Annotated in this window: 13 protein-coding genes; 6 read left to right on the forward strand and 7 right to left on the reverse strand. The window is 50.8% G+C overall.

Going from position 1 to position 12,921, the window contains the following annotated elements; translation table 11 throughout:
• Positions 1–83 precede the first annotated feature (83 nt).
• The 3 genes from J5A66_RS07000 to J5A66_RS07010 all read right to left on the reverse strand — a co-directional run bounded on the left by J5A66_RS07000 (position 84) and on the right by J5A66_RS07010 (position 2,199).
• The gene (locus tag J5A66_RS07000; protein ID WP_211791459.1) at positions 84–491 is read right to left on the reverse strand and encodes a hypothetical protein; all 408 of its coding nucleotides are present in this window, start codon (positions 489–491) and stop codon (positions 84–86) included.
• Complete coding sequence (locus J5A66_RS07005; protein WP_211791458.1) at positions 475–813, reverse strand: septum formation initiator family protein; 339 nt, start codon at positions 811–813, stop codon at positions 475–477. Before J5A66_RS07005 ends, J5A66_RS07000 begins: the two co-directional genes overlap by 17 nt.
• Positions 814–1,239: 426 nt before the next feature.
• Positions 1,240–2,199 carry an NAD-dependent epimerase/dehydratase family protein gene (locus J5A66_RS07010; RefSeq protein WP_211789946.1) on the reverse strand — a complete coding sequence of 320 codons (960 nt, stop codon included), beginning with the start codon at positions 2,197–2,199 and terminating at the stop codon, positions 1,240–1,242.
• 181 nt (positions 2,200–2,380) lie between these two features.
• Between J5A66_RS07010 and kbl the strand changes: the two genes are divergently transcribed.
• The 6 genes from kbl (at position 2,381) to J5A66_RS07040 (ending at position 8,083) form a co-directional block, all read left to right on the forward strand.
• Positions 2,381–3,571, forward strand: a complete 1,191-nt coding sequence (gene kbl, locus J5A66_RS07015; protein WP_211791460.1) for a glycine C-acetyltransferase — start codon at positions 2,381–2,383, stop codon at positions 3,569–3,571.
• 259 nt (positions 3,572–3,830) lie between these two features.
• Positions 3,831–4,793, forward strand: a complete 963-nt coding sequence (locus J5A66_RS07020) for a glycosyltransferase family 2 protein (RefSeq protein WP_211789947.1) — start codon at positions 3,831–3,833, stop codon at positions 4,791–4,793.
• A complete protein-coding gene (locus J5A66_RS07025) occupies positions 4,781–5,272 on the forward strand; it encodes a DUF6452 family protein (RefSeq protein WP_211789948.1) in 492 nt (163 codons plus the stop codon). The genes J5A66_RS07020 and J5A66_RS07025 overlap by 13 nt, the downstream gene beginning before the upstream one ends.
• On the forward strand, positions 5,226–5,918 hold the full coding sequence (locus J5A66_RS07030; protein WP_211789949.1) for a DUF6048 family protein: 693 nt from the start codon (positions 5,226–5,228) through the stop codon (positions 5,916–5,918). Before J5A66_RS07025 ends, J5A66_RS07030 begins: the two co-directional genes overlap by 47 nt.
• A 471-nt stretch (positions 5,919–6,389) precedes the next feature.
• Positions 6,390–7,415 carry an FAD:protein FMN transferase gene (locus J5A66_RS07035; RefSeq protein ID WP_211791461.1) on the forward strand — a complete coding sequence of 342 codons (1,026 nt, stop codon included), beginning with the start codon at positions 6,390–6,392 and terminating at the stop codon, positions 7,413–7,415.
• Positions 7,412–8,083, forward strand: coding sequence for a Crp/Fnr family transcriptional regulator (locus J5A66_RS07040; protein WP_249109935.1), 672 nt, complete (start codon positions 7,412–7,414; stop codon positions 8,081–8,083). The genes J5A66_RS07035 and J5A66_RS07040 overlap by 4 nt, the downstream gene beginning before the upstream one ends.
• 84 nt (positions 8,084–8,167) lie before the next feature.
• Here J5A66_RS07040 and trmD read toward each other — a convergent pair whose 3' ends face one another.
• The 4 genes from trmD to J5A66_RS07060 form a co-directional block, all read right to left on the reverse strand.
• Entirely contained in the window at positions 8,168–8,845 is a 678-nt protein-coding gene (gene trmD, locus J5A66_RS07045; protein WP_211789950.1) for a tRNA (guanosine(37)-N1)-methyltransferase TrmD, read from the reverse strand.
• Positions 8,842–9,483, reverse strand: a complete 642-nt coding sequence (locus tag J5A66_RS07050; protein ID WP_211789951.1) for a DedA family protein — start codon at positions 9,481–9,483, stop codon at positions 8,842–8,844. The genes trmD and J5A66_RS07050 overlap by 4 nt, the downstream gene beginning before the upstream one ends.
• On the reverse strand, positions 9,480–10,907 hold the full coding sequence (locus J5A66_RS07055; protein WP_211789952.1) for a lipopolysaccharide assembly protein LapB: 1,428 nt from the start codon (positions 10,905–10,907) through the stop codon (positions 9,480–9,482). The genes J5A66_RS07050 and J5A66_RS07055 overlap by 4 nt, the downstream gene beginning before the upstream one ends.
• 121 nt (positions 10,908–11,028) lie before the next feature.
• The gene (locus tag J5A66_RS07060; RefSeq protein ID WP_211789953.1) at positions 11,029–12,744 is read right to left on the reverse strand and encodes a glutamine--tRNA ligase/YqeY domain fusion protein; all 1,716 of its coding nucleotides are present in this window, start codon (positions 12,742–12,744) and stop codon (positions 11,029–11,031) included.
• Positions 12,745–12,921: the final 177 nt, after the last annotated feature.

Below are 12,921 nucleotides of genomic sequence, written 5' to 3' on the forward strand. Positions count from 1 at the left end.
TTTAATTCTAAAACCGAGGTTTTTAGTATTTTTTGAGAATGCTTTCTATGCCTCTCCTCAACAAACACAGGGCAGAAAAAACTTTACTCATCCCGTTTCATCTCCGAGTCGATGCGATGAGTAGTATAGATTTCGAGTAGGGCTGCAATGAGTAACAACACCACCCACTTGTTGTAAACATACTCGGCGTAGGTCGTAAAACTGCTGAACAAGGGCCGGAAGCACATATAAGCGGTGTCTATCATCAGTAGGGCGGACAACAGAAAAAAGATATTGGCCACTGCCTGAATGCGCTTCAAACGCTTCACCACAAAGTTGTTGCCATCATATATTTGCATGGACTGCATCGTTGTGAACAACACTGCACCCGCAAAGAAGATCCAACATACCACTTGTTGCCGCCACATAAAGGCGAAACTGCCTGCACCCATCACCATCAACACGCCGCCGAGGAGAAAAAGTAGACTCTGCCATTTAGTTAATCGTTTCATCATTTGTCTGTATCGGTCGTTCATCATCGCTCAACACGTAGATGTCTTCATCGTCTGCTTTCATAAAATAACGCTCGCGGGCTATCTTCTCAATGGCCTTCGGGTTGCGCTTGAGTTCGCGTAAGCGTTTGATGTCGGCATCGTTGCGTTCTTTATATTCTTGAATTTGTTTTTTCAGGTCGCTGATTTGCAGTTGATATTGTACATCGCGCATCAAACTGTTCTCATCTAAAAAGCCGACAATAAGCACGCCCAAGACGATCACTATCAAATATTTGTAGTGCTCTAAGAAACTGATAAGACGTCCCAACTTATTGTTCATGCTCATGATTTTTCGTGTGCAAACTTACTATTTTTTTTTCAGATTCAATTGAAAAGCTTCTTCCTTGTTTTGCAAAAGCTAAGAAAATGCACTGCAAAAGCTAAGAGATGGCGATGTAAAAGCTAAGAAAACGATGCGCAAAAGCTAAGAGATGACCGTGGGATTTGTAAGGCGTTGTTTTTCAGGGAGGTAAGATATCGTTTCCTTATATATAAATATCGTATGCCAGAGGGGATGAGGGATGTTTGCCGATGGGGTGAGCGATGGCTTTCTTTGTGCGTTTGATTAAACGTGAATGTTCTTTTTTGCACGCCAAGAGTGCGATTTTTTTGAAACAAAAAACCGCTCCATCCCTTACGAAAGGGTTGGAGCGGAAAGATGAGGGGTGAGTTGAGGCTACGAAAGTAGACCGGAGAGAGCGGTGACTTACTGGCCCAGCAATTTCACAGAGAGCTTTTCGAGCATGTCGCGCGTCATGCTGTCGAGATCGTATTGTGGAGCCCAGCCCCATTCGTTTCTTGCAGCCGAGTCGTCCATTTGATTGGGCCAGCTCTCTGCGATGCGTTCTTTGAGTGGGTCTACGTCGTATATCATTTCGAAATCGGGCTTGTATTTGCGTATCGAAGCGTAGATGGTTTCGGGGTCGAAACTCATAGAGGCGATGTTGAATCCGTTGTGATGAACGAGCTTCCGACCGTCGGCCTCCATCAGTTGGATGGCTGCGTGCAGGGCGTCGGGCATATACATCATGTCCATACGTGTGCCTTTGGCGATGGGACAAACGAACTTTTCACCGCGAACGGCCGAGTAGTAGATGTCTACGGCATAGTCGGTTGTGCCGCCTCCCGGTGGCGTTAGGTAGGAGATGATGCCCGGGAAACGCACCGAACGGGTGTCTACACCGTATTTCTTTTGGAAATAATCGCTCAGCAATTCGGTAGTTACTTTGGAAATTCCGTAAATGGTGGCTGGTCGCTGAATGGTGTCTTGCGGCGTCATGTCGTGCGGTGTATCGGGTCCGAACGAGCCTATCGAACTGGGTGTGAATACGGCACAGTTGCATTCGCGGGCCACTTCGAGGATGTTCCACAGTCCATCAATGCCTATTTTCCAGGCCAATCGAGGTTTGCTTTCCGCCACAACCGAGAGCAGAGCTGCCAAGTTGTAGATGGTATCGATGTTGTACTTGCGCACGACATCGGCTATCATACCTGCATCGGTAACGTCTGCCACGGCCGACGGACCTCCGTCGCGCAGTTCCCCCGTAGGTTCTGCACCTGTGATGTAGCCTGCAACGACGTTACTATTGCCGTAACGCTTTCTTAATTCCCGGGTAAGTTCCGAACCTATCTGTCCTGTAGATCCGATCACCAATACATTGTTCATGTTAGTATAACGTTTGTTTGTTTTTCGATTGCAAAGTAAGTGCTTTTTCCTATACGAATAAAAAGTAGAGATTTAAAGATGTTTAAAAAGCAGACTGTTCGTAAAAAAAAGATTTGCAGGGGCGCGGGTGTCGGAAAAAATGAGTTACTTTGCCCTCACTAACTTAAAAATCCAACCAGATATGTATGGGAAAATGAAAGAACATCTCAGCCAGAGTTTGACCGAGATTCAAGAAGCCGGACTCTACAAAGAGGAGCGGGTGATCGAGAGTGCGCAGCAAGCTGCTATCAGCGTAAAGGGCAAGGAGGTGCTCAACTTCTGCGCCAACAATTATTTAGGACTGTCGAATCATCCACGGCTCATCGAGGGAGCGAAACGAATGATGGACCGCCGGGGATTCGGCATGTCGTCCGTGCGATTCATTTGTGGCACGCAGGACGGGCACAAAGAGCTGGAGCGGGCCATTTCCGACTACTTCCAAACCGACGACACCATCCTCTATGCTGCTTGTTTCGATGCTAACGGCGGTGTGTTCGAGCCACTCTTCACGGAGGAAGACGCCATCATCAGCGACGCACTCAACCATGCTTCCATCATCGACGGCGTGCGGCTGTGCAAGGCTAAGCGTTATCGCTATCAGAATGCAGACATGGCCGACCTCGAACGTTGCCTTCAGGAGGCGCAGGCTCAGCGGTTCCGCATCATTGTTACGGATGGTGTCTTCTCGATGGACGGAAATGTGGCTCCGATAGATCGAATTTGCGATCTGGCCGAACAGTATGATGCGCTGGTGATGGTCGACGAGTCGCACTCGGCAGGCGTTGTGGGCGCAACGGGCCACGGCGTGAGCGAGCTTTGCGGAACCTACGGACGGGTGGACATCTACACCGGAACACTGGGCAAAGCCTTTGGCGGCGCACTGGGTGGATTCACTACCGGTCGACAGGAAATCATCGACATGTTGCGTCAGCGGAGCCGTCCCTATCTCTTCTCCAACTCACTGGCCCCGTGCATCATTGGTGCGAGTCTGGAAGTGTTTAAGATGCTCGGCGAAAGCAACGAGCTACACGACCGATTGACGGAAAACGTGACCTACTTCCGCGAGCGGATGCTCTCCTCCGGCTTCGACATCAAGCCCACGCAGAGCGCGATATGCGCCGTGATGCTCTATGATGCCAAGCTCTCCCAGGTGTATGCGGCGCGCATGCTCGAAGAGGGCATCTATGTTACGGGCTTCTATTACCCCGTAGTTCCGAAAGAACAGGCACGCATCCGCGTACAAATTTCGGCCGGTCATACGCGCGCGCAATTAGATCAATGTATCGAGGCCTTTGTCAAAGTGGGCCGGGAACTCGGTGTCATTACGCGCTAATCCTCCATTCTCCCAGCAAAAAAAGGAATCCAGAAGATGCCGGGGTGCGAGAAAGCACTTCGGCATCTGTTCCTACTTAGGGGAACGACCGCTGGCACCCAGGGAAGAATTCCCCGCCGCGGGGAACGGCCGCGGAGACCGAATTATCAATTGCCGATGACCCAAGTCTGCGGGAAAATCTGTAATTTTGCAGCCAATGAAGAAAACGAAACATACGGCTACCCCTTGACTGAGGGAGCTAAGAAAACAAAAAAAGAAAATGGATATATCCGTCATCATTCCTTTGTATAACGAAGAAGAATCGTTGCCCGAGCTCTACGACTGGATCGACCGCGTGATGGAGGCCAATGGCTTCTCGTTCGAAGTGATTTTCGTCGACGACGGTTCGACCGACCGTTCCTGGCAAGTGATTCAGGAAATCGGTAGAAAGGCAGACGTCGTGAGAGCCATCAAGTTCCGCCGCAACTACGGCAAGAGTCCCGCGCTGTATTGCGGCTTCAAAGCCGCGCAGGGCGACGTCGTCATCACGATGGATGCCGACCTGCAAGACTCGCCCGACGAGATTCCCGAACTGCGCCGAATGATCGTGGAAGAGGACTACGACCTCGTCTCGGGCTACAAACAAAAACGCTACGACCCGCTCTCGAAAACTCTCCCTACCAAACTCTTCAACGCCACGGCACGAAAAATCAGCGGTATCCGAAACCTGCACGACTTCAACTGCGGACTGAAAGCCTACCGCCACGACGTGGTCAAGAACATCGAAGTCTACGGCGAGATGCATCGCTACATTCCCTATCTGGCCAAAAACGCCGGTTTCACCCGGATTGGCGAGAAGGTGGTGCAGCACCAAGCCCGCAAGTACGGCAGTTCGAAGTTCGGACTGAATCGATTTTTCAACGGCTATCTCGACCTCATCACACTTTGGTTTCTGAGCAATTTCGGCAAAAAGCCCATGCACGTCTTCGGACTTCTGGGCACGCTCATGTTTCTCATCGGCTTCGTCGCCACCTGCCTCTTAGGGGCCGACAAGCTCTATTGCCTGATGCAGGGCATTCCGCAGCGGCTCATCACCAGTTCGCCCTATTTCTACATCTCGCTCACGATGATGATCATCGGCACGCAACTGTTTCTGGCCGGATTCCTGGGCGACTTAATCAGCCGCTCCTCACAAACCCGGAACGATTATCAAATCGAGGAGGACATACGATGCGAAGCCTAATTCTCGCTCTCGCCGCCGGACTTTTTCTGGCGGCCTGCTCCTCGATAGACTGCCCGCTGAACAACACCGTCCGCAGCATCTACGTTCTACGCAAGGCCAGCGATGCGTTGCGTCCCGACACGCTCACCGACACACTCACCGTCCTCACGACCCGTGCCGACGGACAAGACACCATCCTGCTCAACAAAAGCGTAAAGACCGACAGTCTCGCCCTGCCCATGAGCCATGTGCGGGACGTAGACGTGCTCGTTTTCGAACTGCGCGACACCCTGAACCACACCCTGCGCGACACGCTGCGCGTGAAGAAAACCAACGAGGCCCACTTCGAATCGGTAGATTGCGCCTTGTCCTACTTCCACACCATCACCGCCATCAGCAGCACCCACCACGCCATCGACACCGTCGTGCTCATCCACCCAAGCGTAACCTACGATGCATCACAGCCCCATTTCCACATTCGTTTCAAGAGCGGTCATTAGTCTGTTGTTACTCCTGGCTCCGTTCTCGGCCGAAGCCCAGTCTGCCCGTCGAGCCCCCGAAGTCAAAGACACACTGCGCACTTTCCGCGGACTGCAACTCATGGCCGATCTGGCCGGAGCCCTTCAGCGTACCCTAAGCGACTACGGACAATACGAAGCCGGCCTACGAGTGAACCTGCGCGACCGTTATTTCCCCATCTTCGAACTGGGCTACGGCTCGGCCCGCCACGACGACGACCCCGTGACACACGTGGCCTACAAAACGGCCGCGCCCTACTTTCGCCTCGGCATCGACTTCAACATCCTGCGCAATCGGCACGACATCTACCGCACCTACGTGGGTCTGCGCTACGCCTTCACTCATTTTCGATACGACGTGACAAACCCGCTCCACTCCGACCCCGTTTGGCAAGATCCCTCGCCCGTGTCGATAGCCGCCGCCACGGCCCACTGCCATTGGATGGAGCTCCTCTTCGCCGTCGACGCCAAAATCTGGGGTCCCGTGCACCTGGGCTGGTCGGCCCGCTATCGCCGCCGCATCACCCACCGCGACGGACCGGCCGGCAACGTTTGGTATGTTCCCGGCTACGGCAAGAGCGGCACCTCCCGCCTCGGAGCCACTTTTAACCTCATACTCAACTTCTAAAGTCTCTTTCTGCACATGGCAGAACCACTGCTGGCACCCAGGGAAGTCTTCTGAAATGTTCAGAACCACCGCTGGCACCCAGGGAAGCTTTCTGAAATGTTCAGAAACGTCGCTGGCACCCAGGGAGGCCTTCTGAAATGTTCAGAAACGTCGCTGGCACCCAGGGAAGCCTTCTGAAATGTTCAGAAACGCCGCTGGCACCCAGGGAGGCCTTCTGAAATGTTCAGAAACGCCGCTGGCACCCAGGGAAGCCTTCTGAAATGTTCAGAAACGTCGCTGGCACCCAGGGAAGCCTTCTGAAATGTTCAGAAACGTCGCTGGCACCCAGGGAAGCCTTCTGAAATGTTCAGAAACGTCGCTGGCACCCAGGGAAGCCTTCTGAAATGTTCAGAAACGTCGCTGGCACCCAGGGAAGCTTTCTGAAAAGTTCAGAGCCTCCCTGCTCTCCATTATTAATAATCAATGATTCAAATGAAATCTTTCCCATCTCGCCGTCTGCTCTGGCAGATCTCCCTCCTTCTGTTTCTCATTGCCGGAACTCTATATATTGCCCGTCAGCAACGAACAGAGCCCTATCAGCATCACAGCGGAACCATCTTCGGCACCACCTATCACATCCGTTACCAAAGCCCCGACAATCTGCATGCAGACATCCGTCGCGTCCTGAACGAGGTGGATGCTTCACTCTCTACCTTCAATCCCCACTCAGTCATCTCGCGCATCAACCGAAACGAGACAACAGAAGTAGACGACAGATTCGCCGAAGTGTTTCGCCTGGCAGAACGCATCTCGGGCGAAACCCACGGAGCCTTCGACATCACCGTGGCCCCACTGGTGAACGCCTGGGGATTCGGTTTTAAAAACGGAACGATGCCCACGAAGCCTACGATCGACAGTCTGCTACCAACCGTCGGGTATGAGAAAGTGCAGCTCCTGGGTCGTTGCCTCCGCAAACAAAATCCACACACCATGCTTGATTGCAGTGCCATTGCCAAAGGCTACGGCAGCGATGTTGTGGCCCGACTGCTCAAGAAACACGGCGTGAGAAATCTGATGGTGGAGATTGGTGGAGAAATCGTCGTCGCCGGACTCAACGAGCAACAACAACCCTGGCGAGTAGGCGTTGCCAAACCCACCGACGACTCGCTCTCCATTCAGCAAGAACTCCAAACCGTCCTCCGCCTCACCAATTGCGCCATGGCCACCAGCGGCAACTACCGCAAGTTCTACTACCGCAACGGTCGGAAGTATGCCCATACCATCCATCCCCGTACCGGTTACCCTGTACAACACAACATCCTCTCGGCCACCGTCGTGGCTCCCAACTGCGCAACGGCCGATGCCTATGCCACCGCCTTCATGGTCATGGGACTGCAAGGAGCCCGACAAGTGCTCAAAGCCCATCCCGAACTCTCGGCCTATCTCATCTATTCCGACGTAAAAGGTAGGAACGCCATTTGGGTCTCCCCCACTCTGGAACAGAGAATACAAAAATGATTCGACAACTCCCCTTCTCCGATCAACTCCTTCAGCTTCCTCTCTTCCAGGGCATGAGCCGGACAGACCTCGAAGCTGTCGTCGGACAAACACGCTTCAACTTCATCACCCTCAAACCTGGAACACCCATCGCACGGGATGGTCAGGAATGCCAACACCTACACCTCTTGCTCGATGGCATAACACAGGTGGAAAGCTACGCCGACGACCATAGCTATACTTTCATTGAGACCCTTCACGCACCCCTCATCCTACAACCCGAATGCCTCTTCGGGCTCACTCCACGCTTCACCCACACCTTCATGGCCCAAAGCGAATGCCGACTCATCACACTGAGCAAAACCGAAACCATCCGGCTCTCCGACGATTTCTTCATCTTCAAACTCAACCTTCTCAACATCCTTTCCACACAGGCACAGAAGATGGGTAGACTGCCCTGGCACCACAGTTCCGACAATCTGAAGTCGCGCATCGCCCAGTTCTTCCTGCACCACTGCCTACATCCGGCCGGCATGAAACTCGTCAGCATCAAAATGACACAGCTTGCTCGAGAACTCAACGACAGTCGACTCGACATCTCCCGCGCTCTCCATACATTGCAAACCGATGGGCTCATTCGCCTCTCAAGAGGCAAAATCGAAATTCCTGCCATCGAACGGCTGAAATAACACCGCCTCTCCGAAAAAAGAAATGCCCCCAAAAAGCGAGACGTTCAACACGCTTCTTGGGGGCACTTTCGTGGACAATGTTCCTCACTCGCCAAGCAAATCAGGACGCAAGCGACGGGTCCGCTCCAAAGCCTGATCCATCTCCCAGGCCTTGATCTTGGCTTCGTTCCCACTGAGAAGGATGTCGGGAACTCGCCAACCCTTATAATCGGCCGGACGCGTATAGATGGGCGCAGCCAGCATATCGTCTTGAAAACAATCGGAAAAGGCACTCTGCTCGTCGCCGATAACACCAGGCACCAGTCGCACAATGGCATCAGCCATCACAGCAGCAGCCAGTTCTCCGCCAGTGAGCACATAATCACCGATGGAAATTTCACGGGTGATGAGATGATCGCGCACACGCTGATCGATGCCCTTATAATGTCCGCAAAGAAAGATGAGGTTGCCTTTGAGCGAAAGATCGTTGGCCACATGCTGATCGAAACGCTCTCCGTCGGGCGACGTAAAAATCACTTCGTCATACTCGCGTTCGGCTTTCAGCGCAGCAATGCATCGGTCGATGGGTTCGCACTGCATCACCATTCCGGCAAATCCGCCGTAAGGATAATCGTCCACACGCCGCCACTTGTCGGTAGAATAGTCACGCAGATTGTGCAAATGTATCTCTGCCAACCCTTTCTTCTGAGCCCGAGCCAAGATCGATTCGTGACAAAAGCCCTCAATCATTTCGGGCAATACAGTGATAATGTCTATTCTCATTCAGCTTGCTTCCCCGTCTTTTGTTTCTTCAAATACCACCACAGAGCCACTCCAAAAGCCACAAGCGCAAGTGCTACGATGACAACGAGTTGAATTTGGCTATTGTATTCTTCAATCTTATCGTTGAGTTCTTCAAGTGGAACAAATGAGTGGAGATACCAACCCAACGTGGCAAGCACGCAATTCCAAAGCCCTGCACCGATAGAAGTGTAGAGGATAAACTTCCAGAACTTCATTTTCGAAAGTCCGGCGGGGATAGAAATGATCTGCCGAATGCCGGGAAGCAAACGTCCCGTTAGCGTAGCAACAACGCCGTGGTCGTAAAAGTATTTCTCGCCCTTCTCGATCTTCTCCTGATTGATGAGGCAAAGATGCCCTATCCGACTATTGGCAAAGCGATAAATCATGGGGCGTCCCAAATAGTAAGCTGCCATATAATTGGCCGTCGAACCGAGAACGGCTCCGGCCGTAGCAATGACAACAACGAGAAAGAAGTTCAATTCGCCGGCAGCAGCACGATAAGCTGCCGGGGGAACGATGAGTTCCGATGGGGCGGGAATCACCGAACCTTCGATGAACATCAATAGAAAAACCGTCCAATAATTCAAGTTATTTAAGAGGGGTAATAACCAACTCATTTTCTTTTTCCTTTCTGAGTGATATAATAATGATAATATTCCTCCGGATTCATGTCCTTCGGAAAGAGTTCGGCCAACACGAATCGCGCTTCAGCAGGATTCACTTCGCAGGCCGTTTGCAAGTGTTCCAGAAACTCGTCTTCCTTTTCTAACTCATGGCAGCACCTGGCCATCTGCGCATGGCCCTCAGGCCAATTCTTATCCACCGAATTGAAAAGAATCGTATACATCTTGTAAGCCAAGGAATAGATGCCCGTGTCATAAATGGAAGCACAGATACGAGCATATATCGAGGAAGAAAAATTGGCACGCTGTACAGCATCCATAAAGTAGAGCTGTGCCTCTACAATACGCATACTCATGAGCATGATGTGCCCTTTGAAAACAATCATCTCGTTCTCGTCTGCCTTTCCCGTGGCGATAATCTTGTCGATATATTCTATAGCCTCTTCAGGACGCTCGAGTTTAGACAGCGCAAAAGCCATTTCTTTGTAAATCTCGGGCAGATTCTCCGAGTCGGGAGCTGCTTTTTTCTCTGCCTTTTGCAGTTGCTCGAGTGCCTCTTCGGCTCTTCCCAAGCAGAGAAGCGTGCTTCCGATGAGAATATCACCCGACTCATCCTGGCTATGCAATTCTTTGAATCGGCGGTAATAAGTAAGTGCCTCCTCATAATTCCCCAGACTATACATACCGTTGGCCTTATTGAGCACGGCCTCTTCGTCATCGGGATTGATGGCAATTGAAAACTCGCTGCTCTCTATCGATTCGGGGATTCGGTTGCGCATAAACTGCGAAGAGGCTAGTTGATTCCAATAAGGTGTAGAGAAAGGCTCCTTGTCTACAAGATTTTTATAAATCTGTTCTCCCTGTTCGTATTTGCCTTGTCCCACAGCAATACGTCCTTTCAGTTCCTGATAGTCGGTAGACTCATGATCATTTGCCAACGAAAGCCACTGCTGAGCCACATCCATCATATTGTATTCAGCATAAATATTGGCAACATCCAACACAAAGTCCTCCCGCTCATCCTCGTCCAAGTCTTCGTAAAGATTATGCAGATAAGCCTCAGCCTCTTCGTCTTTCTCCTCAAAAATCAAGATTTCGGCCATCAGATAAGTATAGTCGGGGTCGTCTTTCTCCTCCACCTGTTCGGCATACCATCGTGCCTTTTCGGGATTCTCGCGTTCGAACAACTCTATTCTTGCCATAAAAATAAGCGGAGAAACTGCTCCAGGAAACATCTCCACTCCTATTTCAGCAGCCTTGATGGCCTCTTCGAGCCTTCCTTTATCATGATAATATTCGGCAATATCTGCCAGGAAGTCGGGTTCGATAAATACGTTGCGTCCTTCTTTCTGTGCTTCTTCATACAGTTTGAGTTTCTCGAGAAACTCCTCACTGCTGAAATAACCATCATCCATCATCTGAAATCTATCGTTTTTTTCGGCGAATCCTCCAGCTACGGGGCACACCTTCCCTGTGAGATTGAAACATAGGAGAAAGGCAGACGATGCCCGCCCTCTCATCTATCATTAAGGAGTCTGTCTATTTATTTTGTTTCGCCCACGTATCTTTTAAGCCCACCGTCTTGTTGAACACAGGATGCTCGGGTGTAGAATCGGGGTCGGCCATAAAGTATCCGATGCGTTGGAATTGTAAATACTCGCCCGGTTTCTTATCGGCTGCAAAATTCTCGACATAACAATTGGTGAGCACCTGCATCGAGTTGTTGTTGAGAAGCTCACGAAAATCGCGATCGTCTGCCGACGGATTCTCCACACAAAACAGTCGGTCGTACACACGTACCTGAGCCTGTGTGCAATGATCGGCCGACAACCAATGCAGCGTACCTTTCACCTTGCGGTTGGCACCCTCCATTCCACTCTTGCTATTGGGGTCGTATTCCGCCTGAACTTCAACCACATTTCCGTTCGCATCCTTCGTACAACCCGTACATTTCACGATATAAGCGTTTTTCAGACGCACCTCTTGTCCCGGCGTCATGCGGAAAAACTTCTTCGGAGCATCCTCCATAAAATCTTCGCGTTCCATCCAAAGGTTGCGTGAGAAGGTGATGGTATGAGTTCCATCGGCTTCATTCTCCGGATTATTCACCGACAACATCTCCTCGGTTTTCCCTTCGGGATAATTGGTGATGACCAGTTTCACGGGGTTCACCACAGCCGATACGCGGCAGGCTCGTTTATTAAGATCTTCGCGAACAGAGGCTTCGAGTAACGCCATGTCGTTGAGTGCATCGAATTTGGTATAACCGATGGAGCGAATAAACCCGCGAATACTCTCGGGCGAATAGCCTCGCCGACGCATTCCGCACAAAGTAGGCATGCGAGGGTCGTCCCATCCGGCCACCAGACCTTCGTCTACAAGTGTGTGCAACTTGCGTTTGCTCATCACAGTGTAAGTAAGATTTAGGCGGTTGAACTCGATCTGCCTTGGGCGAAAGTCATGAATATTCTCCGTTTCGCCATTCATCTCTTTAAGGAAGTCGACGAATTTATCGTAAAGCGGGCGATGGGGCACAAATTCAAGCGTACAGATAGAGTGCGTAACTCCTTCGAAATAATCGCTCTGTCCATGTGCAAAGTCATACATAGGGTAAGCATGCCACATCGTTCCCGTTCTGTGGTGCGGCGTATGGATAATGCGATACATAATAGGGTCGCGGAAGTGCATATTGGGATTGGCCATATCGAGTTTGGCTCGCAACACCATGGCCCCTTCGGGTGTCTCCGGTTGATTCATCTTTTCAAACAGTGCGAGATTCTCTTCCACAGGTCTGTCCCTGTAAGGCGAGGCCGTTCCCGGCACCGTTGGGGTTCCTTTCTGCTCTGCAATTTGCTCGCTGGTTTGCTCATCGATGTAAGCATCGCCGCGACGAATCATCCATACCGCAAAATCCCACAGCTTTTGAAAATATTCTGAAGCATAATAGATGTTGCCCCATTTAAAGCCCAACCACTGAATATCGTTGAGAATATTTTCCACATATTCATCTTTTTCTTTGCTCGGGTTGGTATCATCGAAACGAAGGTTGCACACACCCTTGTATTTTTCTGCCGCTCCGAAGTCCATGCAGATAGCTTTTGCGTGCCCAATATGCAGATAGCCATTCGGTTCCGGTGGGAATCGCGTTTGGATTCGCCCGCCGTTTTTACCTTCAGCCAAGTCTTGTTCAATGATTTGTTCTACAAAACTCAGATTTTTCTTCTCCTCGTTTGTGTTTTCTACTTTTACTGTCATACTATATATAATAATGTACGTACTTATCTATCAAGCTGCAAAGATACGACAAAGGCATAGAATATCAAAATCCCCACTTCATGAAGTACATTTTTTAGAGAATACCTGCAAAACATGTTCTTTAACATATAAAAAAGTTTGTACGCTTGATTTTGATACCCTAACTTTGCAATCGTT

This window comes from Prevotella sp. oral taxon 475 (assembly GCF_018127805.1).
GTDB lineage: Bacteria > Bacteroidota > Bacteroidia > Bacteroidales > Bacteroidaceae > Prevotella.